Origin of the sequence: Candidatus Accumulibacter sp. ACC005 (genome assembly GCF_907163215.1) — a bacterium.
Taxonomy (GTDB): domain Bacteria; phylum Pseudomonadota; class Gammaproteobacteria; order Burkholderiales; family Rhodocyclaceae; genus Accumulibacter; species Accumulibacter regalis.
The window spans coordinates 15,445-36,376 of record NZ_CAJQUB010000014.1; the positions used below are offsets into that span (position 1 = coordinate 15,445).

General features: G+C 63.4%; 17 protein-coding genes. 11 read left to right on the forward strand and 6 right to left on the reverse strand.

Annotated elements, in window-relative coordinates; genetic code table 11:
• Positions 1–76: 76 nt before the first annotated feature.
• On the forward strand, positions 77–1,372 hold the full coding sequence (locus QZ613_RS16700) for an adenylate/guanylate cyclase domain-containing protein (protein ID WP_291862742.1): 1,296 nt from the start codon (positions 77–79) through the stop codon (positions 1,370–1,372).
• Between the two features lie 21 nt (positions 1,373–1,393).
• Here the strand turns inward: QZ613_RS16700 and QZ613_RS16705 are convergent, their stop codons facing one another.
• The gene (locus tag QZ613_RS16705) at positions 1,394–3,130 is read right to left on the reverse strand and encodes an ATP-binding protein (protein WP_291862740.1); all 1,737 of its coding nucleotides are present in this window, start codon (positions 3,128–3,130) and stop codon (positions 1,394–1,396) included.
• Between the two features lie 179 nt (positions 3,131–3,309).
• Between QZ613_RS16705 and QZ613_RS16710 the strand changes: the two genes are divergently transcribed.
• Positions 3,310–4,026: a prepilin-type N-terminal cleavage/methylation domain-containing protein gene (locus tag QZ613_RS16710; protein WP_043569673.1), complete on the forward strand. Its 717-nt coding sequence runs from the start codon at positions 3,310–3,312 to the stop codon at positions 4,024–4,026.
• An 88-nt stretch (positions 4,027–4,114) separates the two neighbouring features.
• Here QZ613_RS16710 and QZ613_RS16715 read toward each other — a convergent pair whose 3' ends face one another.
• The gene (locus QZ613_RS16715) at positions 4,115–6,082 is read right to left on the reverse strand and encodes a monovalent cation:proton antiporter family protein (RefSeq protein WP_043569675.1); all 1,968 of its coding nucleotides are present in this window, start codon (positions 6,080–6,082) and stop codon (positions 4,115–4,117) included.
• A 111-nt stretch (positions 6,083–6,193) separates the two neighbouring features.
• On the opposite strand from QZ613_RS16715, the gene QZ613_RS16720 reads away from it, so the two are divergent.
• From QZ613_RS16720 to QZ613_RS16740, 5 genes are all read left to right on the forward strand, one after another.
• Complete coding sequence (locus QZ613_RS16720) at positions 6,194–7,177, forward strand: KpsF/GutQ family sugar-phosphate isomerase (RefSeq protein ID WP_043569677.1); 984 nt, start codon at positions 6,194–6,196, stop codon at positions 7,175–7,177.
• A 76-nt stretch (positions 7,178–7,253) separates the two neighbouring features.
• Positions 7,254–7,850 (forward strand): LPS export ABC transporter periplasmic protein LptC, encoded by a 597-nt coding sequence (gene lptC, locus QZ613_RS16725; RefSeq protein ID WP_043569679.1) that lies wholly within the window; start codon positions 7,254–7,256, stop codon positions 7,848–7,850.
• Positions 7,847–8,443 (forward strand): lipopolysaccharide transport periplasmic protein LptA, encoded by a 597-nt coding sequence (lptA, locus tag QZ613_RS16730; protein WP_043569681.1) that lies wholly within the window; start codon positions 7,847–7,849, stop codon positions 8,441–8,443. Before lptC ends, lptA begins: the two co-directional genes overlap by 4 nt.
• Positions 8,444–8,731: 288 nt before the next feature.
• Positions 8,732–9,283 (forward strand): phasin family protein, encoded by a 552-nt coding sequence (locus tag QZ613_RS16735; protein ID WP_291862730.1) that lies wholly within the window; start codon positions 8,732–8,734, stop codon positions 9,281–9,283.
• A 215-nt stretch (positions 9,284–9,498) separates the two neighbouring features.
• A complete protein-coding gene (locus tag QZ613_RS16740) occupies positions 9,499–10,047 on the forward strand; it encodes a phasin family protein (RefSeq protein ID WP_043569687.1) in 549 nt (182 codons plus the stop codon).
• A 91-nt stretch (positions 10,048–10,138) separates the two neighbouring features.
• On the opposite strand, the gene QZ613_RS16745 is transcribed toward QZ613_RS16740, so the two are convergent.
• From QZ613_RS16745 to hrpA, 3 genes are read right to left on the reverse strand one after another with little or no spacing between them, the layout of a single operon-like run.
• Positions 10,139–10,897 (reverse strand): molybdopterin-binding protein, encoded by a 759-nt coding sequence (locus QZ613_RS16745; RefSeq protein ID WP_043569689.1) that lies wholly within the window; start codon positions 10,895–10,897, stop codon positions 10,139–10,141.
• Positions 10,894–11,646 (reverse strand): EI24 domain-containing protein, encoded by a 753-nt coding sequence (locus tag QZ613_RS16750; RefSeq protein WP_043569690.1) that lies wholly within the window; start codon positions 11,644–11,646, stop codon positions 10,894–10,896. Before QZ613_RS16750 ends, QZ613_RS16745 begins: the two co-directional genes overlap by 4 nt.
• A gap of 43 nt (positions 11,647–11,689) precedes the next feature.
• Positions 11,690–15,649: an ATP-dependent RNA helicase HrpA gene (gene hrpA, locus QZ613_RS16755; RefSeq protein ID WP_291862721.1), complete on the reverse strand. Its 3,960-nt coding sequence runs from the start codon at positions 15,647–15,649 to the stop codon at positions 11,690–11,692.
• A 540-nt stretch (positions 15,650–16,189) separates the two neighbouring features.
• Between hrpA and QZ613_RS16760 the strand changes: the two genes are divergently transcribed.
• The 4 genes from QZ613_RS16760 (at position 16,190) to QZ613_RS16775 (ending at position 19,460) form a co-directional block, all read left to right on the forward strand.
• Entirely contained in the window at positions 16,190–17,095 is a 906-nt protein-coding gene (locus QZ613_RS16760; protein ID WP_291983310.1) for a diguanylate cyclase, read from the forward strand.
• 65 nt (positions 17,096–17,160) lie between these two features.
• Positions 17,161–17,364: a hypothetical protein gene (locus tag QZ613_RS16765; RefSeq protein WP_291862715.1), complete on the forward strand. Its 204-nt coding sequence runs from the start codon at positions 17,161–17,163 to the stop codon at positions 17,362–17,364.
• 116 nt (positions 17,365–17,480) lie between these two features.
• The gene (locus QZ613_RS16770; protein ID WP_043569693.1) at positions 17,481–18,455 is read left to right on the forward strand and encodes a zinc transporter ZntB; all 975 of its coding nucleotides are present in this window, start codon (positions 17,481–17,483) and stop codon (positions 18,453–18,455) included.
• Between the two features lie 456 nt (positions 18,456–18,911).
• Positions 18,912–19,460, forward strand: coding sequence for a peroxiredoxin-like family protein (locus tag QZ613_RS16775; RefSeq protein ID WP_043569695.1), 549 nt, complete (start codon positions 18,912–18,914; stop codon positions 19,458–19,460).
• A gap of 21 nt (positions 19,461–19,481) precedes the next feature.
• Here the strand turns inward: QZ613_RS16775 and gltX are convergent, their stop codons facing one another.
• Positions 19,482–20,870 (reverse strand): glutamate--tRNA ligase, encoded by a 1,389-nt coding sequence (gltX, locus tag QZ613_RS16780; RefSeq protein WP_043569697.1) that lies wholly within the window; start codon positions 20,868–20,870, stop codon positions 19,482–19,484.
• Positions 20,871–20,932: the final 62 nt, after the last annotated feature.

A 20,932-nucleotide genomic window follows, 5' to 3' on the forward strand; every position in this document is an offset into this window, starting at 1 on the left:
TTGACGCATTGACCCTCCCCGTCGATTTGGGGTTCAATAGGCCTATGCCTGCGTTCTACCTTCAGCGAACTGCGCAATGATGGCCGCCCGGACCTTCATCGACCGCCTGCGCAACGCCGGCATCTGCGCGGACGACTCCGAAGAGCTGCGTCTGCAGAAGTCGCTGCTCTTCTTCGCGACCGGCCTGATCAGCCTGGCGTCGATGGTCTGGCTGTCGATCTACTGGCAACTCGGGCCGCGTTTCTCGTCGAACCTTCCCTTTGCCCTGCAGTTGCTGCTCGTTGGGAATCTGCTGATATACCTGAAGACTCTGAACTTCAATGCCTTCCGTCTGATCCAGTTGTCTCTGTTCCTGTTTACCCCCTTCGTGGCGCAGTGGACTATCGGCAGCTTCATCACCGCCAGTGGTATCAGCCTGTGGGCTTTGCTGGCACCGATCGGCGCCGTGCTGTTCATCGGCCCGCGTGAGTCGGGGGCGTGGTTTTTCGCCTACGTCTTTCTGACCACGCTTTCCGGAGCTTTCGATTACTACCTGGCCGACTCGGCGAGCGCTCCGCCATACGAGGTGCCAGCGGCGACGACGGCATTCTTCTTCGCCCTCAACTTCACAGCCGTATCGAGCATCGTTTACCTGCTGCTGCGCTACTCGGACAGCGAAAAGCACCGCGCACAGCAACACCTGCAGGAAACGCACCGTTTACTGCAAGTCGAGCAGGAGCGTTCGGAGCGACTGCTGCTCAACATCCTGCCAGCGCCCATCGCCGAACGTCTGAAAAATAGCAGCCAGCCGATTGCCGACGGCTTTGCCGAGGTCTCGGTCATGTTCGCCGATATCGTGAACTTCACCAGGGTCGCCGAAGGAATGGCGCCGCAGCAGGTTTTCGCCATGCTCAACAAGATTTTCTCGTGCTTCGACGAGCTGGCCGAAAAGTATGGGTTGGAAAAGATCAAGACCATCGGCGACGCGTACATGGTGGCCGGCGGCCTCAATGATGCGCGCAGCGACTTCTCCGGTGCTTTGGCCGAGATGGCGCTGGAGATGTGTCGGCTGCTGCACGACGATCTCCAGCTCAACGAGATGCGCCTCGAATTGCGCATTGGTATTGGCACCGGGCCGGTGGTGGCCGGAGTGGTCGGCAAGAAGAAGTTCATCTACGATCTGTGGGGCGACACCGTCAACATTGCCAGTCGGGTCACCAGCGAAGGCGCTCCCGGCGTGGTCCAGGTCGATGAGCGAACCTACCGGCGCTTGCAGCAGCGTTTCGAGTTTCATCAGGCGCAGACGATTTACCTGAAAGGCAAGGGAAACATGGTCGTCCACCGGCTGATCGGCCACCGGACCGGCAGCACTGTCGCGGCGCCACGCGCATAGACCGCCCTCCCCGGGAGACCGCTAGGACGGGCCGGCGCCCAGGTCCGTGGCAGCGGTGGCCTGGCCGCAGCGGCGCAACTCGAAGCACACCCTGCCGGGCTCGTTGCAGGCCAGACGCAATTCGTGGCCGCAGCTCTCGGCCTGGCGCGCCGCGTGATAGAGGCCGATGCCCAGGCCGTTCTCCGACGCCAGCGGCGCGCGCAGCAGGTCGGCAAGGACCTCCTCCCGGATCGCGCTGCCCGTATCACAGACGCTGAGCACCGAGGCGTCAGAGGCGAGCGCGATGTGTATCCGCAGCTCACTTTCCGTTTGCCGTTTGAGCAAGGCGTTCTGCAGCAGATTGTCGGCGACGCTGTCGAACAAGGCCGTTGGCACAAGCACCTCCGGGTCGAGTTCGGCGGCGGCGAAGCTGATGGCCAGACCGGCGTAGCGTTGTTGCTGGATTTTCCACCACATGGCCGCCGGTAGCGCCCCGCCGGCCTCGCTCTGCGGCTTCTGAAGCTTGGCCAGGGTTTGTTGCAGGCGTTGCGTGATCTGCGGCAACTGGCGCTCCAGCAGCAGTTCGAGACGCCTGCCATCCTGACCGTTGGCGGTCTGCGCCAGGTAACACAGATTGTTCAGCGATTGCAGCAGGTTCTTGACGTCGTGCGTCAGGCGGGCGCCGGTTTCGTGGATCGCGCGCAGGTAGCTGACCTGCTGCAGCTCGCGCGCGCGCAGTTTGGCGATATAGTGCTCGTTGGCCAGTTGGGCCAGAAGGTGAAAGTGCCAGACCAGTGCCGGGCTGAGCTTGTGACGGGTGTGCAGGGTCAGGCGTAGCGGTTGCCCGAAGAACTCGTGGCAAAAATTCGACGGGCAGCCAAAGGTGCCGGAGCGTGCCTCGGCGACCCAGGTGCCGCCTTCGACCCACGGCAGATCAAGCATCTCGTTGAGCGCTTGTGAGAGAAACCGCTCCGGGTCGCTTTCACTGCCGGCCAGCGTCGTCAAGCGGTGCAGCCAATTCTCGAACGGCAGCCCGATCGTCAGCAGGTAGCGCGAGAAGAAAACATCGATGCCGGTGAAACCGGGGCGCGTGTTCCACGTCCAGCCGATGAGCAGGAGGAGCAGGGCAATCGACGTCAAGGTGTTGAATACGGCTTCGAAATAGCCCAACTGGCGGAGCAGCATGAAGGCCAGGCTGCCAAGTACCAGAACGGCAATGAGCAGAAAGATGAACAGGCTGTAGAACAGGTCGACCATCGCGCCGCCCGGCCGGTCACTATCCTTCGACAGCGGCAGCAGGGTCATCAGGAGCAGGAACAGCGGCATTCCCCAGGCAAATTCACGATCCAGAGAAGGCCCGATCAGCGCCGCATTCGGGACCACGCGCGGTACCAGCCAGAAGAGCAGCGCGGCGAGCAGGTAGGCAAAAGCGATCAGGTAGAAGATTCGTGTCGGCCGATGATCGATGAACATCACGCGTCCGCCGACCAGAGCCGCCAGGATGACCACCCAGACGATCAGCAGCCACCAACCATAGAAGACGATGCCGCCGCCAAGGAGCAGGGCAATCACCGCCAGAGCGCTGACATCGAGCCTTCGCTCGGCGTAAATGAAGGGCTGCCAGAGAATGAACAGGCCAACATGCACCAGCCAGCAGAGCGTTCCGAACGCCCTGTCGGCGTCGGCCAGAAGCGCCAGATGCAAGAGGCCGAGCAAGGCGATGAGCAGCCAGCGCTGGCGCTGGCGCAACGCCCCGGCCAGGCGCTGGAGCTGGTTCATGAACCGTTCCAGACGGCGATGCGCGGCGTGCCGGGAACGTCCTTCATCAGTCCGACTCCGGACACAAGTGTCGAAAACCCGACAGTTCGGACGACTTTCGTGGCTGGAAAAGCCGATTCCGGCTGGCATGAAACATGCTTGTTACCCCATATCACTTTTGATACACACGGGAGAACGAGATGAACCAGCTGCAACCGCGACAGGCGGGTTTTACTTTGGTAGAGATTGCCATTGTACTCGTCATCATCGGCCTGCTGCTCGGCGGGGTACTGAAAGGCCAGGAGCTGATCAACAGCGCCAAGGTAAAGAACATGATCGGTGACTTCCGCACCGTTTCCAGCCTGGCGTATGGCTATCAGGACCGTTTCAAGTCGTTCCCGGGCGACCAGACTCAAGCGCAGCTGAACCTGGCGTTTCCTGCGCCACTGGCACCGACTGCCTGCACCCCGGCGGCCAACGGCTTGTGCGCCCAGAACAACGGACGCGTCGACGGATCATGGAACGCTGGTGGCGCCGGCACCGGCGTCGCCACCGACGAAAGCTCGGTATTCTGGCAGCATGTCCGCCTGGCCAATCTGGCCACCGGGAGCACGAACCTCGCCGCGGTCGAATACCGGCCGCGCAATGCCGATGGTGGTTTCATCGGTGTCGAAAGCGGGATTGACGCTGCCGGCGCTGCGGCACCGTACATAGCCAATATGCGCGGAGCGTTCTTCATCTGCTCCGCCGGCATCCTCGGTCGCTATGTCAAGCAGATCGACTCGACCATGGACGACGGCAATACCGCCGGTGGCTCGGTGCAGGCCGTCGCCGACGGCGCTGCCCGCGGTACCGCCGCCGTGGCAACGAACTTGATCGTCGACGGCAGCCAGTACACCGTCTGCGCCGCCTACTGAGCCTTTCATTCGCGCCGTCGTAGGCGGCGCGGGCGAGGACGAGGACAAGAAAGGAAAAGCCCGCCAGCAGCGCGGGCCTTCTTGCCTTCTACCCCTGCAACAAGCGCTCCTCGGCAGCGCTCAAGGCGCCTGACGTGCCGCGCAGGACGACCACGTCGCCAGCGCCGAAGCGGGTTTCCGGCGACGGCTCGAGGGCCCTGATCTTGCGTCGACGGACGGCCGTCACTTCCACGCCGAGTTCCTGCAAGGCCAGTTCGCCAAGAGTCCGGCCAATGGCATGCGCGCCTTCGCCGAGGAGAATCGAGTGCAGGCGCGCTTCGTCGCTATCGTGCGCCTCTTCTTCGAAATCACTCTCGCCGTGAAAAAATCCACGCAGCGTCTTGTAGTGACCGATCCGTGTCTGGCGAAAATGTTCGAGAACCTGCGCGTGCGGCACGCCGAGATGGCGTAATGCGTGCGAGGCGAGCACCATGCTCGTTTCCAGCGTTTCCGGGACGACCTCGGCAGCGCCCGCATGCAGCAGGACGTCGAGATCCTTCTCGTCGAGCGTACGAACGACAATCGGCAAGTCGGGATTGATCTGACGAGCGTGCTCAAGGACGCGCTCCGCAGCCCGTGCGTCGGCAAAGGAAATGATCATTACGCTGGCCCGTCCAACGCCGGCAGCGGCCAGTGTTTCACGCCGGGCAGCGTCGCCGTAGATGACGTTTTCGCCGGCTGCCGTCGCCTCACGGATGCGTTCCGGATCGAGGTCGAGAGCGAGGTAGTTGACGTCTTCCTGCTCCATGAAACGGGCCAGATACTGCCCGGTTCTGCCGTAGCCGCAGATCACCACGTGCTTGTCCGTATTCATCGTTCTTGCCGCCAGCTGCGTCATTTGCATGGAGCGCATCAGCCACTCGCTGGCAGCAAAGCGCAGCACGATCTGGTTGCTGTACTGGACGATCAGTGGCGCCAGCAGCATCGACAGGACCAACGCCGCCAGCACCGCCTGCAGGACCATCGCCGGCAGCAGCTGCAGGTGGCGCATTTCCGAGAGCAGGACGAAACCGAACTCGCCGCCAGCACAAAGCCACAGCCCGGTACGCATGGCGCCGCCGAAAGTCGAGCCGAAGAGGCGCGAGAGACCGAGCACCAGGGCAAACTTGACGGCCAGCAGAGCGCCCAGCACGCCGAGCACCAGCGGCGCGTTGGCCAGCACCAGCGGGATGTCGAGCATCATGCCGATGGTCACGAAGAACAGTCCCATCAGAACGTCTCGGAACGGTTTGATGTCCTCTTCGACGTGATGCCGGTACTGGGTTTCCGAGATCAGGATACCGGCCACGAAAGCGCCCAGCGCGAGCGACAGTCCGGCCACCTCGGTCAGGTAGGCGAGTCCCAGGGTAATCAACAAGACATTGAGCATGAACAGTTCCGCCGACTTGCCGCGGGCGACGATGAAGAACCACTTGCTCATCAAGCGCTGCCCGAAAAACAGCACCAGCGAGAGCACGACGACGGCCTTGAGCATGGCCAGGCCCATCATCGTCGCCATCCGCTCGGGCGACTCGGAAAACGACGGAATCAGGATCAGCAGCGGCACCACGGCGATGTCCTGGAAGAGCAGGACGCCCATCACCTCGCGGCCATGCGCCTTGTCGAGCTCGAGACGCTCGGTCAGCAGCTTGGTCAGCACCGCCGTAGACGACATGGCCAGCGCGCCGCCGAGAGCGACGCCTTCCTGCCAGCTCAGCTTCAGCGCAGTGACGATGGCGGTGACCACGGCAATGGTCACCATTACCTGCAGCAGGCCAAGACCGAAGACGATGCGCTTCATCGCGTACAGCTTGGGCAGCGAGAATTCCAGTCCGATCGAGAACATCAGAAAGACGACACCGAACTCCGCCAGATGCTGCATGCCGCTGACGCCGCCGACCAGGTCGAGCGCATGCGGGCCGATCACCGTGCCGACAAGCAGGTAGCCGAGAACCGGCGGCAGGTTGGCGGAACGAAAGACGATCACCGAGACCACCGAGGCGCCGAGCAGCATCACAATTGTGGGTAGCGTGTCCATCTGTCCCTTATGTCGTCGAGTTCACTTTTTCAGCCCGCGCGTACTGCTGGCGGGCGATGGGAGCGCCTGGGGCTTCTGTTATACTCGCCGGATGATAACCGCTGTCTTGCGATGAACCAAACCCTGCCATCAGCGAAGGCGCTCGACCTTGCCCGCCAGGTTCTGCGCATTGAAGCCGACGCCGTTATGGCCCTGGCCGGGCGCATCGACGGAGCCTTCGTGCAGGCGCTGGCACTCATCCTCAATTGCCGCGGCCGGGTCATCGTCAGCGGCATGGGGAAATCCGGTCATGTCGGGCGCAAGATCGCCTCGACGCTGTCAAGCACCGGGACGCCCGCGTATTTCGTTCATCCTGCCGAGGCCAGTCACGGTGACCTGGGGATGATCACCCGTGACGACGCGCTGATCGCGATTTCGAATTCCGGCGAAAGCGCCGAGCTGCTGATGATCGTGCCCATCATCAAGCGCCTCGGCGCCAAGCTGATCAGCATCACCGGCAACCGGCACTCGGCGCTGGCCGTCGAGGCCGATGTGCATCTCGACGCAGCGGTCGCGCTGGAAGCCTGCCCGCTCAATCTGGCGCCGACCGCGAGCACCACCGCCGTTCTCGCCCTCGGCGACGCACTGGCGGTGGCCTTGCTCGATTCACGCGGCTTCGGCGCCGAAGACTTTGCCCGTTCCCACCCCGGCGGCAGCCTCGGCCGTCGCTTGCTGACGCACGTTCGCGACGTCATGCGCACCGGGACGGCGCTTGCCGAAGTCGCTTCCGCGACCAGCGTTCCCGATGCGATTCTGGAAATTTCGCGCGGCGGCATCGGCATGACGGCAGTGGTCACGCCCGAGCGACGGGTGATCGGAGTGGTCACCGATGGCGACTTGCGGCGCGCGTTTGCCAGGGGCGTCGATTTGCGCTCGCTCTCGGTGGCCGACATCATGGGCCGGAAGCCGCACTCGATCGGTCCGGACCACCTCGCCGTCGAAGCGGTTCAGATGATGGAGCAGTACAAGATCAATCAGCTGCCGGTCGTCGACGAAGACGGCATTCTGCTCGGCGCCCTGAACATGCACGACCTCTTCCAGGCGAAGGTCATCTGATGGACTTTGACGCCGTCGCCCTGACCCCGCCGCTGCGGCCGTTTCTGTCATCGTCCTTTCCTGCGGAGTGCGGGCAATGAGACAGTGGAGCAGCGCAGCCCTGCCCATCGGAATCTTGTTGATTCTGGCAGCGCTGACTTTCTGGCTGCGCTATGTAACCGAATTCACCGAAAAGCCGGCCAATGGCAAGCTTCGTCATGATCCTGACTACATCGTCAGCGGCGCGACCTTGCGCAAGATTGGCCACACGGGCAACCTCGAATACACGCTGATTGCCGACGAGATTCGTCACTATCCCGACGACGACACCACCGCCATGGACAGACCAAAGCTGGTTTACCTGAATCCGACCAGACCGCCGGTCACCATCAGCGCCGTCCACGGTCACCTGGGCCCGAAGGGCGAACGGGTGGATCTCAGCGAACAGGTGGAAGTGCGCCGTGCTGGCAGCGGGAAGAACGCACCGTTGCTCGTCGAGACCTCCGAATTGACGGTGCTTACCAACGAGGAAAAAGCGTTTACCAAGAGCCCGGTGCTGATCACGCAGGGCAGCTCATGGGTGCAGGGGATCGGTATGCAGGTTGATAACAGGTTGCAGACATATTTGCTGGAATCCAGCGTCACCGGGCAATTCGAAAGCCGTTCGGCCAAGAAAAAGAAAGCACAGCCATGAAGAAGACATTCCGCCTCGCCTGCGCGAGCTGCCTCCTGGCCATCGTGTCGATGCCGGCACAGGCCGAACGCGCGGACCGTGAGAAACCGGTTCAGCTCGAAGCCGACCGCATGAGCATCGACGACCTCAACAAGGTGCAGGTCCTCGAAGGCAACGTGATTCTGATCCAGGGCACCCTGCAGATTCTCGCCAATCGCCTGGTGGTCACCCAGGATGCCGATGGTTTCCAGAAGGGTACGGCCACCGGAGGGGCCAACGGGCTTGCCCGTTTCAAGCAGAAACGCGACGGCAAAGACGATTACGTCGAAGGCGAGGCCGAGCGGATCGACTACGACGCACGCGCCGAAAAAAGCGAATTCTTCAATCGCGCCTGGGTCAAGAGCGGGCTCGATGAAGTCAGGGGTGCCTACATCTCCTATGACGCACTCAATGAGAAATATCTGGTGACCACCGGCAGCGGCGCAAGCAAGAGCGCCACTGGCGCCGCTCAGGCACGGGTACGGGCAATCATCCAGCCACGCAGCAAGAACGAGAACCCTGCAACGCCGAAGGGCGACCCGCTGACCCTCAAGCCTGCGCAAAGCGGCAAATAAGGCGCCCAGAACTCACTGACAGCACTCAGCGCAGCTACGCAGCGCAACAGAAACCGCATCAAAGGACCCCATGGTACCCCACAAAAAACCCACAAACTTCGCAAATACAGTCACTTACTAAAATTGTTGCGGCGCACCAAAAACACTTGACAAGTTCCGTCGAAGGTCTATAATTCAGTCCATGGTGCAGTGCAGCAAACGATCCGGATGCCCATCCAGGCAGGATCACTGAGTTAGTCAGTTAGTCATTGCACGTGTTGTGCCCCCATCTTTTTTAGGAGATTGACCATGTTTACGAAACCCGAGCAATTCGCCGCAGCCAACAAGGCTTCCGTTGACGCCATGCTGACTCTTGCCAACACCGCCCTGGCGAGCGCCGAGCGCATCGCTGCGCTGAACCTGAATACCGCCCGCTCGATGCTGGAAGACGGCGTTTCCAACGCCAAGGCGATGCTCGGCGCCAAGAACGCACAGGAGTTGTTCTCGGTGCAGGCTTCGCTGGCCCAGCCCAATCTCGAGAAGGCCGTCGCCTACACGCGTAGCGTCTATGAAATCTCGGCGCAATCGAAGGAAGAAGTCTCCAAGCTTCTCGAAGCGCAGTTTGCGGATTTCCAGAAGCAGGTCTTCGCCTTGCTCGAGCAAGCCGCCAAGAATTCACCGGTCGGCTCTGAAGTTGCCGTTTCCGCCGTCAAGTCGGCGATTGCTTCGGCGACGTCCGCTTTCGACAGCATGAACAAGGCTGCCAAGCAGGTTGCCGATATCGCCGAATCGAACGTTGCCGCAGCGACCAACGCGACGGTCAAGGCCGTTGGCGCCACCGCCGCAGCCGCCAAGAAATAGGTCTGACAGCATCCTGAGTATCGGGCTCGCAGTGACTGTCTGAGCAGCAAGCGTGCACAGAGCCCCCGACATTCCTCGGGGGCTTCTTTTTAGACGCTGCGCAACTGGCATCCTGGCTTGGCCTGAACCGTAGTGCCCACGGCGGGAGCAGAGAAAGCGTGTCGCTGCGTCTCCGTCACGCGTCTCATCACTGCCATACATAGAGGTAAACCCATATGAACACCATCGATCTCGAAAAACTCGCCGAAAGCCAGAAAGCCAACGCACAGGTCATGATGACCCTGGTGCGCACGGCCTTTCACGGCATGGAGCAGCTTTCTGCCCTCAACCTGGCCGCCAGCCGCGAGCTGTTCAACAACAGTGCCAGCGGTGCGCAGCAGTTGATGGAACTCAAGGACCCGGCGCAATTGAGCAGTGTCGCCGGTTCGATGGCCCAGCCCAACGTAGACAAGCTTCTCGAGTACTCGCGCGGCCTCTACGATCTGGCCGCCAACATGCAGCGCGAGATCACTTCGGTGATGGAGCAGCAGTACAGCAGCATGTCGCAGCAAGCGGCCGGCCTGGTCGGCAAGGGTGGCGTCGCCACCCCGATCGCTGGCGACGTCTTCGGCGCGGCCATGCAGCAGATGATGAACGCTTCGAGCACCGCCTTTGAAAACATCTCGCAGATGGCCAAGCAGATGACCGACATCGTCGACACCAATGTCAAGGCCGCCAGTAGCGCGACCGCCAAGGCCGCCGCAGCGCTGACCCCGAAGAAGTAAGCAACGGCGCCGCCGTTCGGCGCTGCCCAGGCCCCGGCTGCGGCCGGGGTTTCTCGTTTACCGGCAGCCCCTGGTCAGCGGCCGGCGCGGCTTATGGCCGCCAGCGCCAGTCGATGCCGCGCCGTTCGACCTCCAGGCGAATGCGCGTCATTGCCTGATCGACCAGCGCGTGTTCGCCCTCGACTCCCAATTCGAGGTGCCGCCTTTGTCCGTCAGGCGCAATCGACGGCAGGCTGAACAGCCGCAGCGTCGGGAAGTCGGCGACGATGCCTTCCATCAGATCGAGCAGCGCGCTCTCGTAGGCGTTGGCGCCGGTCAACAGGAACGCCTGCTCAACGGTCGCATGGCAATCGAAAAGATCGCTATAAAAGGTTTCGAGCGCCCATTCGACCATCGGATGCGCCATCTGCGGGAACCCGGGAACGAAGTGATGATCGCGGATGCGAAAGCCCGGAATGCGGTTGAAAGGGTTCGGAATGATATCCACACCGCGCGGAAAAGTACCGAGCAGCAGGCGAACGTCGTTGGTCTGGTCTCCGAAACGGGCGCGAATTTCGCGTTCCGCGTCGGGGTGCAGAACCAGATCGACGCCCAGCGCGTCCGCCGCCGCCTGCCGGGTCTGGTCGTCGGGCGTGTTGCCGATGCCGCCAAAGCTGAACACCACGTCTCCGGCAGCCAGGCTGCGGCGCAGCGTCGCCGCAATACGTGCGCGCGAGTCACCCAGGTATTCGACCCACGCCAGGCGCAAACCACGCGCGGCGAGCAACTCGGCCACTTTCGCAAAGTGTTGGTCGGCACGCTTTCCCGACAGGATCTCGTCGCCAATGATGATCGCCGCGAAGCTCCTCATTTCATCGCCTCGATCTTCGGCTGCTCGTCGATCACCGCCACCAGCGCACCCTGCCGCAGGCCCCGCAGCGCTTCGAGACAGAAGTGCGAATAGGCCAGCGCTGCCAGCGTCGGCGTGAGCAGGCCGAGTAGCGGGATATGCGCCAGCAGCGCCAGAGTGACGCCGAGCACCAGCAGCGGGATGCTGTGCCGCCGCCTAAGCTCACGCCATTCCTGATCGGTGGCATGGACGGTGAGCGCGTCGAAGGCAAAGGTGCGCCGCGTCAGCCAGGCCATCCACAGAATCGGCAGCACCAGTCCCAGTCCCGGCACCAGCCATAGCGGCAGCGTCAGAAGCATGCCAACGATGTACAGCATGAGCGCCGCAATGCTGTTCCACGCTCCCGCGACCACACTGTCCTTGCCGACCCGTGCCAGCTCGGGGTAGTCCGCCAGGGCGACATGATTGAGCAGCAGCGGCATGACGAAGATCGCCGCCAGCAACATGGCGGTAATGAATGCCGCCGCAAGAATCAGCAGCCAGCCGCCGAGCACCGCGCCGAGCTTGGCCAGCCAGACGGCGCCCCAGCCAGCCAGCCAGGTCATCGGCGGCTGCTCGACGAGGGTGGCAATCAGGCTTTCCAGCGCAAACACCATCAGCGCTATCCAGATGACCAGCGCCACCGCTGCCGGCCCGAAGAACAACAGCCAGACGCGTCCACGCCCAAGCGTTCGCAAGCTGCGCCCCAGCGCAAGAACAATTTCAGTCACTTAATCACTCTCCATCTCTGACGGTCTGATCGCCGTTGGGCGATCACTGGATCCCCTCCCACATCTTCTGCAGGCGCTTGCTCGACACCGGCACCGGTGTGCGTAGCGCCTGCGCAAAGAGATGCACGCGCAACTCCTCGAGCAACCAGCGGAACTGCTCGACCTGTGGGTCGCTGACCCCCTGCTTGGCGAGCACCGTGGCGCGTCGTTGATAGTTGGTCCACAGCGGCAGGTATTCGGCCAGCAGCCGGCTGTCGCGAGCCGCGCCATGGGCGCCGCCCGTCTTCAGTTTGTCGAGGCGCACGGAAATCGCCTGCAGGTAGCGTGGAAATTGTTGCAGACGTTCGAAAGGCGTGTTGACGATGAAGCGCTTGCCGATCAGGCGCGCCAGCTGTCCCTCGATGTCATGCACCGTACTGCCGTAGGCCTTGAACACCGGCAGCTTCTTGTGCAGGGCCAGCCAGTCGCCGAGAATCTGGCCGACCAGTCGGCAGACCTCCTGCGCCAGCAAGCCCACCCGCTGTTTGGCTTCCAGGCAGCGGACGTTGAAACTCTCGGCGTCGGTCGGCCACGGGTCGTTCAGACAGGCGCGTGTGAAAGTCAGTTCCAGCAACTGCCGGCGCAGCTCGTCGAGCGTCCCCAGCGCCATGAACTGCATGGCCATCTGCGTCAGTCCGGGCAAGTTCTTCTCGAGGTACTTGATCTGCTCGCGAAACTGCAGCATGAACAGTCGCAGCAGCCCGCTCGCATGCGCCTGCAGCGCCTCCTCGGGGGAATCGAAAACGCATACCGAGACGCTGTCGCCGTCGTCGGTCAATCCAGGGTAGCCGAAAACCGTCTGGCCGCCACCGACCTCGACTTCGATCAGCTCGGCCAACTCACCGAAACTCCAGTCGGTCATTCCCGAAAACTCGGCCGGCTGATCATGCAACTCGGCGAACTCCTGCTTCGCCTCGCGTCCCCATTCGCTGCGCAGTTCGGTCAAACTACGGCTGACGCCAAGTTGTCGGCCGTTTTCGTCGACCAGTCGAAAATTGAAGCTGAGATGTGGCGGCACCGCGTCGGGGCGAAAGGCATCGGGAGTGAGGTCCCAGCCGCGCGCGTTGAGTCCGCGGCTTTGCAGGATGAAGCTGACCAGGGCGCCGACCAGCGGCTTGTCCGCCGGCGGCACCTGGTCGACGAACTCGCTGGCGAAATCAGGCACCGGCACCAGCTTGGCGCGAATCCGCTGCGGCAGCGTTTTCACCAGCTGCTGCACCTTCTCCTTGAGCAGTCCAGGCACCAGCCACTCGCAGCGCGCGGCAGGAATCTGATTCAGTTGCGCCAGCGGCAGGGTCAGCGTGACGCCGTCGCGCGCACTGCCGGGTTCGAAATGGTAGGCCAGCGGGTAGTCGACGCTGCCCAGTTGCAGTTGATGCGGAAAGGCCTCGCTGGTGATGCCGGCGGCCTCGTGGCGCATCAAGTCCTCGCGCACCAGGTGCAGCAGTCGCGGCTGCCCGCGCTCGGCGCCGCGCCGCCACTTGTCGAAGCTGGCGCCGCTGTAGATACCCTCGGGAACGATCTGGTCGTAGAAGGCAAAGATCAGTTCGTCGTCGACCAGCACGTCGGGGCGGCGCGACTTGTGCTCCAGCGTCTCGATGTCGAGCACCAGTTGCTGGTTGTTGTTGAAGAAGTCCCAGCGCCGCGCGAACTCCTCGCTGACCTCGCCGGCGACCAGGGCCTGGCGGATGAACAGCTCGCGTGCCGCAGGCGGGTTCAGCGGTCCGAAATTCACCCGGCGGCGCGGGTCGACGACGATCCCGTAAAGCGTGATGCGCTCGAAAGCGACGACCTGCATCGCCTTCTTTTCCCAGTGCGGGTCGAAATGGCTGCGCTTGAGCAGATGCGCACCGACCAGCTCCAGCCACCCGGGTTCGATACGCGCGACGCAGCGCGCGAACAGGCGCGTCGTTTCGCTGATCTCGGCGGCGACGATCCACTTGCCGGCCTTCTTTTGCAAAGCCGAGCCGGGATGGATCAGCATCTTGATGCCGCGCGCGCCAAGGTAATGCGCAGAATCCTCGGACTTGCAGCCGATGTTGCCGAGCAGCCCGGCGAGCAGCGCGCGGTGCACTGCGTCGTAACTCGCCGGGACCTGGTTCACGCGCCATCCGTACTCGGCCGCGGCGCTATGCAGCTGCGCATGAATGTCGCGCCACTCGCGCATGCGCAGTGCGGAGAGGAAGTTATCGTGGCAGGTTTGCACCAGCTTGCGCTGCGACTTGCGGTGCTCGACCTCGGCCTGGTACCAGTCCCACAGTTTCAGCCACGAGAGGAACTCGGATTTGGGGTCGGCGAACTTCTGGTGCGCGGTATCGGCGCTGCCCTGCCTGTCCTGTGGGCGCTCACGCGGATCCTGGACACTCAGCGCGGCAGCGATGACCAGCACTTCGCGCAGACAGCCTTCGTCGCGAGCGGCGACGATCATCCGCCCCAGGCGCGGGTCGAGCGGCATCCCGGCCAGCTCCTGGCCGGTGGCGGTCAGCGCGTTGTCGGCGGTCACCGCGCCGAGTTCGAGCAACAGCTGGTAACCGTCGCCGATGGCCTTGCGCGGCGGCGCTTCGAGAAAGGGAAAATCCTCGATATCGCCAAGACGCAGCGCTTTCATGCGCAGGATCACCCCGGCCAGCGACGAACGCAGTATTTCCGGTTCCGAATATTCCGGACGCAGCGCGAAGTCCTGTTCTTCGTAAAGGCGGATGCACACCCCGGCCGCGACCCGCCCGCAGCGCCCGGCGCGCTGGTTCGCCGAGGCCTGCGCGATCTTCTCGATCTGCAGTTGCTCGACCTTGTTGCGGTACGAATAGCGCTTGATGCGCGCCAGGCCGCTATCGACGACGTAGCGGATTCCCGGCACGGTCAATGAGGTTTCGGCGACGTTGGTCGCCAGCACGATGCGTCGTCCCACGTGCGGCTTGAAGATCCGTCCCTGCTCTTCTGCCGACAGGCGCGCGAAGAGCGGCAGGATTTCGGTATGCGGCGGGTGATGCTTGCGCAGCGCCTCGGCGGCCTCGCGAATCTCGCGTTCGCCCGGCAGGAAGACCAGCACATCGCCCGGACCGGCGCGATCGAGCTCGTTACAGGCGTCGACAATCGCCTCACAGAGGTCACGCTGGTCGTCGCCACGTTCGCTGCGTCCGCTAGCTGCGCCACCGGCTTCGTTACCGTCGTCTTTCTGCAGAGGTCGATAGCGCAACTCCACCGGATGCAATCGGCCCGAGACCTCGATCACCGGAGCGTCGTCGAAGTGCCGCGCAAAGCGCTGCGCGTCGATCGTCGCCGAAGTGATGATCAGCTTCAGATCGCGGCGTTTGGGCAACAACTGCTTGAGGTAGCCGAGCAGAAAGTCGATGTTCAGACTGCGCTCGTGCGCCTCGTCGATAATCAGCGTGTCGTACTGCTCGAGCCAGGAATCGCCCTGCGTCTCGGCGAGCAGAATGCCGTCGGTCATCAGCTTGATCAGGGCATCGGGCGTGGTCCGGTCACTGAAGCGGATCTTGTAGCCGACCAGCCGTCCGACCTCGCTCTGCAGCTCCTGGGCAATCCGCGCCGCCGTCGACCGCGCGGCGATTCGGCGCGGTTGCGTGTGACCGATCAGGCCGGTGGTGCCACGACCGATTTCCAGGCAGATTTTGGGAATCTGCGTCGTCTTCCCGGATCCCGTTTCGCCGCAGACGATCAGCACCTGGTGCCCGGCAATCAGCGCCGCTATCTCGGCGCGCCGCCCATTGACCGGCAGATCGTCGGCAAAGACCGGTATCGGCAGGCGCGCGCGCCGCTCGGCCACCGCCGCACGAGATTTCTCGACCAGGGTGTCGCGCTCGGCCAGCAGCGCGTCACGCTTGGCGCCGAAGCCATGCCGCAGGTCCCGCGTCAGGGCGCGCAGTCGACGCTGGTCGAGCGCCAGGCAGTCGGCGAAAGGGTCCTGCGGAGGGGTTGGGGCAGCGGCGCTTGTGGCGGTCATCGGTCAGGGAAAGCGGGTGCAGGCGGGGCAGTCAAGGGGTTTGGTGCTCGTGGGAGTCCCGAGCAGCAAACAAGGCAGCGATCGTCGGCTCGCGCATCGTCCGTAAGGGACGCCATTTTACCCCACTGCGGTGCACGGGCCGTGTACTGCTTGCTGCGCGCCCTGGTTGAGCAGTCGCGTGCCGACGACAAATCCGGGACCCCGGGGCTGCCATTCCGCGCTATCGTAACAGCTGCAGTTTCCAACGGGAGAAGCTCAATGCCAGTGCAAACTCTCACGCCAAACAACGATTGGCTGGCGGACATCCTCGTCCCTGCGAGCACGCCGTGGATCGAGATGAGGCCCGGAATGGCATCGGCAAAGCCGCGCTGGACGGAGCCCGCGACGCGGCGCATGAACGATGCGGCAGTCGCCAGCCAGTAGGGCCATGCGCAGCTTCTTTGCCATCGCTGGCGATCCTGCCTCGGACGGTGTTGCGCCTGGCGGCGATGAAAATGGCGGCACTGCCTGTCCTCGTTCCCTGCGCGCGCGCTGACAACTGTGCCCATACTCGCGTCTGCCGATCGCCGCCTCCGTCGGCTCGAAGACCCACGAATCATCGCGCTGTCACTGCTTGGCGCGCTCCTTGTCGGAGTGGCAGACTACCTCACCGGTTACGAGATATCGATGTCGCTCTTCTACCTGGGGCCGGTGGCGCTGGCCACCTGGTACGGTGGACGCCGCGCCGGCATCGGCATTGCGTCGATCAGCTGCGTGCTCTGGTACGGCACTCAGCTGGCCAGCGGCTTTCCGTATTCGCATCCGCTGATCCCGGTCTGGAACGCGCTCATCCGTTTCGGTTTCTTCTTCGTCACCAGTTCGCTGCTCATCGCGCTGCGTGGCAGCCTCGTCGAGCAACGCCACCTGGCGCGGACCGACGTTCTGACCGGCCTGTGCAGCAGGCGGGCGTTCGAGGATCGGCTCGACCACGAGCTGGCGATGGCGCAGCGGCGCAGCACGCCGCTCACGCTGGCGTACCTGGACCTCGACGATTTCAAGGCCGTCAACGACAGCTTGGGTCATGCCGAAGGCGATCGGCTTCTGCGCACGACCGGGCAGGCGGTGAAGAAAGCGCTGCGCAAGACCGATATCGCGGCACGCCTGGGTGGCGACGAGTTCGCCCTGCTCTTGCCGGGAAGCAACGGGCACGGCGCGCAGCGGATCGTAGAGCATCTTGGCCGCGAGCTGCGTGAGGCGTTTTCGGCCAGCGCCCTGGAGATCACGTGCAGCATCGGCGTGGTCAGCTTTCTGGAGCCAGGCGTGTCGGCAACCGACGCCCTGGCCGCCGCCGATGCCCTGATGTACGAAGTCAAGCGTCAGGGCAAGGCGGCGGTGGCTTTTCGTGTCGTCGGCGGCGCACCTCTGCAGGGTCTTCGCGACGACGGAGCTTCGACCGGTGGCGCTTGACGCCGCGCCCTCAGCGACCTGCCGACGGCGGCACCCGCGGTCGATCGATCGCCCCGCGAGGCGGCATGAGAACCGGCTCTAGCATTTTGCTTCCATGCCTGCTGTGGTGCTCGTCTGTCCTTGCCGAGCCAGCGCCATGGTATCTCTGGCGCAGCAAGCTTGATGGTCAGGTATTCTGCGCCCAGACGCTTCCCGGCGCCGGTTGGGAACGGGCCGGCGGGCCGTACCGGGATGCGCGCTGCGAGAAGTCGGGAATGCCCGGCCGATAGTTGTATCGCGCATCATACGGTCGAACTTTTCCCTGCCCGAGGAAGTCAGGAAACCTGACGTGGTCCGGGACCGACCCGCCGCGATTGTCGATTAACGAGATGACTGGATTTAGAGCATGGGAAAGAAAAAGAGCGGCCTGGTCTTTGCGTACCTTCTGGATGGAGGGTCCGGAACACCGATGAACTGGGATCGAATCGGCGGTTGGGAACCGGGCCAGGGCATTCTGTGGCTGCATCTCGATTACGCTGACGAAGGGGCAAAGCAATGGCTGGTCGAGGAAAGCGGACTCGACGAAGTGTCCTGTGCCGCCTTGATGGCCGAGGAAACCCGCCCACGTGTCGTGTCATCCGGAAATGCTCTGCTCCTGATCCTGCGCGGCGTGAACTTCAACCCCGGCGCCGATCTCGAAGACATGGTCGCCATCCGCATGTGGTTCGACGAGCATCGCATTATCAGCATGCGGCATCGGCGGGTAATGGCCATGGACGACATCAACAAGAGTATCCAGGCCGGCAAGGGCCCGGACTCGATCAGCGACTTTCTGATCATGGCAGCCAGCAAGCTCACCGATCGCATGGCCGACGTGATCAGCGACATCGATGACAGCGTCGATGAGCTGGAAGACGCGGTATTGACCGAGGAGACCAAGGGACTGCGCCCCAAGCTCGCCCACCTCCGCCGACAGACGATCAGCATGAGGCGCTACATATCGCCGCAGCGCGACGTGCTCGCTCGCTTGCAGAACGAACGGGTGCCCTGGCTGGACGATGCCGACCGGGTGCGCGTCCGCGAACTCGCCGAACGTACGGCACGCTTCGTCGATGACCTCGATTCGGCCCGTGACCGGGCGGCAATTACCCAGGAAGAGCTGAACAATCATCTCTCGGAGAAAATGAACAAGACGATGTACGTGCTGTCGATCGTCGCCGCCATCTTTCTTCCGCTGGGCCTGTTTACGGGACTTCTGGGAATCAACGTTGGCGGCATTCCGGGGACCGAGAATGACTCGGCATTTGTACTCGTCAGCGGCATGCTGGTCGCCTTTGCCGTCGCGCAATACCTCGTCTTCAAGAAAATGAAGTGGATCTGATCGGCAAGGCAACGGCCCTGCGCGGTAGGCCCGGTGCTTGAAAGCGGATGTACTTGCGGGGCGGTGCGCGCTCCGATTCACGGCCACCAGCAAGAAGCGCGTGCCGGCCATTCTTCTTCGCGATGCCGCAAGGCCTTCAGCGGTGCGTCGTCGGCTTACGCGGCGCTGTCCGACGGCAGCACGCTGACCTGGGAAAGCGACGCAGGGCAGCTTGCCCGATAGCGCGGAAAAAGTGGTTCGGGCCTGGCGTTCTGCGGCGTCGGCGGCTCGACCCTGTGCGCCGGCAATGCCGTTTGATTCAGAACCAGCAGCGCGCAGACGCTGTCAGACGAGCGCTACAGGCGCCGCAGCGCCGCCGACACGCAGGCGCCCAACACGGCAAGCGCGTCCAGTCGCCTGTCGCCGCCGACCTGATCTGAATTCCACCCGCAAGCCACCCTGCACAAGGAGATCCACGTGCACCTCAACGCACTGCTTCCACGCCACCCGGTTCCTGCCCTCAACGTTCCGCTGACCTCCGGCGGACGTTTCGTGCTCGGCGCGTCGCCGGCCGAGCACTTCGATCTGCTGGTTTTCTATCGCGGGCTGCATTGCCCGATCTGTGCCAAATACCTGCTCGAGCTCGAGCGCCTGGCGCCCGAATTCTCGTCGCGTGGCGTGCAGATCGTCGCGGTGAGCAGTGACGGCGAGGAACGTGGCCGGCAAATGGCCGAGAAAGTGGCTGCCCGGGGCGTGCAATTTGCCTATGGCCTGAGCCTGCGCAGCGCGCGCCAGTGGGGCCTGTACATCAGCACCTCGCGCGGCCAGACGTCGATCGGGATCGACGAACCCGGGCTGTTCAGCGAACCCGCCGTCTTCCTGGTTCGCCCGGACGGAACGCTGTACTACGGAGCGGTTCAGACGATGCCCTTCGCGCGTCCGCAGTTCCAGGATCTGCTCGGCGCCGTCGACTTTGCGATCAGCAAGGATTACCCGGCGCGTGGCGAATACACCGGCGAAGTCTAGGAAGTCGGGGAGGACTCGTCGCTAACCGGCGCCGGAGAGTCGCCGGAGCACCTCTTGGCGCGGGAAAAGAACGACCAGCGCGTCTACCGACGGCGTTTGCTCCTGGCCGGTAAGCAGCACCCGCAGGGGCATCGCCAGCTTCGGCATTTTCAGGCCGTGGGCGGCGACGCTCTGCTTAATCAAGGCGCCGATCGCCGCCGCTTCCCAGGCGATGTCCGGCAGTCCGGCGACGAAGTCGGCCAGCGCCGGCAACGCTTCCGGCGTCAGATGCTTGGCCCGGAGTTCTGCTTTCGGCGCAATGTCGACGTAGAACACTTCAGCCGCGTCGGCCAGCTCGTTGAGGTTGGCGACACGCTCCTGGTACAGGGTAACGATCGCTGGCAGCGAAGGCGTCGCGCTGACCGTCACGCCACGCGCCTGCAGACGCGGCAGCACCAGGGCCGCCAGTCGCGCTGCATCGGCGCGCTTGAGATAGTGCGCGTTGAGCCAGTTGAGTTTCTCGGTGTTGAACTGCGCCGCCGACGGCGTGATGTGGTCGAGGTCGAACCACGCGCAGAACTGCGCCATCGAGAAGATTTCTTCATCGCCGTGCGACCAGCCCAGGCGCGCCAGATAGTTGAGCACGGCTTCCGGCAGGTAGCCTTCGTCGTCGTACTGCATGACGCTGACCGCACCGTGGCGCTTGGACAGTTTTTGCCCATCGTCGCCAAGGATCATCGACAGGTGTGCGTACTGTGGCACCTGCACGCCCAGCGCCCGCAGGATGTTGATCTGCCGCGGAGTGTTATTGACGTGGTCGTCGCCGCGAATGACGTGCGTGATGCCCATATCGAAGTCATCGACGACGACACAGAAGTTGTACGTCGGCGTGCCATCGGCACGGGCGATGACCAGATCGTCGAGTTCGGCGTTGGCGATTTCGATACGCCCCTTGACCAGGTCGTCCCAGGCGACGACGCCGTCGCCCGGATTGCGGAAACGCACGGCCGGCGATACGCCAGCCGGTGGCGGCGGCAGGACCTTCCCCGGCTCGGGCCGCCAGGCACCGTTGTAACGCGCCTTCAGCCCTTGCGCGCGCTGCTCCTCGCGCAGGCGATCGAGTTCCTCGGGCGCCATGTAGCAATGGTAGGCCGTGCCGGCGGCGAGCATCTCTTCGATCACGGCCTGGTAGCGGGCCATCCGCTGCGTCTGATAGAACGGCCCTTCGTCGTGTTTGAGGCCGAGCCAGTTCATGCCGTCAAGAATCGCCTGCACGGCTTCCGGTGTCGAACGCGCCAGGTCGGTATCCTCGATACGCAGGATGAAACTGCCGCCATGGCGGCGGGCAAAGGCCCACGAGAAGAGCGCGGTGCGCGCGCCGCCAATGTGCAGGAAACCGGTCGGGGAAGGAGCAAAGCGGGTACGGATCATGATGACGGGTCGCAGTCTGGCAAAGCGCCCATTCTAGACCAGACGCCGGTAGCGAATCCCTT

Coding starts and splice junctions, on each gene's coding strand:
- QZ613_RS16720 (WP_043569677.1), top strand. CDS start 6,194: ATGAACCAAACCCTGCCATCAGCGAAGGCGCTCGACCTTGCCCGCCAG.
- lptA (WP_043569681.1), top strand. CDS start 7,847: ATGAAGAAGACATTCCGCCTCGCCTGCGCGAGCTGCCTCCTGGCCATC.
- QZ613_RS16765 (WP_291862715.1), top strand. CDS start 17,161: ATGAGAACCGGCTCTAGCATTTTGCTTCCATGCCTGCTGTGGTGCTCG.
- gltX (WP_043569697.1), bottom strand. CDS start 20,870: ATGATCCGTACCCGCTTTGCTCCTTCCCCGACCGGTTTCCTGCACATT.
- QZ613_RS16770 (WP_043569693.1), top strand. CDS start 17,481: ATGGGAAAGAAAAAGAGCGGCCTGGTCTTTGCGTACCTTCTGGATGGA.
- QZ613_RS16735 (WP_291862730.1), top strand. CDS start 8,732: ATGTTTACGAAACCCGAGCAATTCGCCGCAGCCAACAAGGCTTCCGTT.
- QZ613_RS16715 (WP_043569675.1), bottom strand. CDS start 6,082: ATGGACACGCTACCCACAATTGTGATGCTGCTCGGCGCCTCGGTGGTC.
- QZ613_RS16700 (WP_291862742.1), top strand. CDS start 77: ATGATGGCCGCCCGGACCTTCATCGACCGCCTGCGCAACGCCGGCATC.
- QZ613_RS16705 (WP_291862740.1), bottom strand. CDS start 3,130: ATGAACCAGCTCCAGCGCCTGGCCGGGGCGTTGCGCCAGCGCCAGCGC.
- hrpA (WP_291862721.1), bottom strand. CDS start 15,649: ATGACCGCCACAAGCGCCGCTGCCCCAACCCCTCCGCAGGACCCTTTC.
- QZ613_RS16745 (WP_043569689.1), bottom strand. CDS start 10,897: ATGAGGAGCTTCGCGGCGATCATCATTGGCGACGAGATCCTGTCGGGA.
- lptC (WP_043569679.1), top strand. CDS start 7,254: ATGAGACAGTGGAGCAGCGCAGCCCTGCCCATCGGAATCTTGTTGATT.
- QZ613_RS16740 (WP_043569687.1), top strand. CDS start 9,499: ATGAACACCATCGATCTCGAAAAACTCGCCGAAAGCCAGAAAGCCAAC.
- QZ613_RS16710 (WP_043569673.1), top strand. CDS start 3,310: ATGAACCAGCTGCAACCGCGACAGGCGGGTTTTACTTTGGTAGAGATT.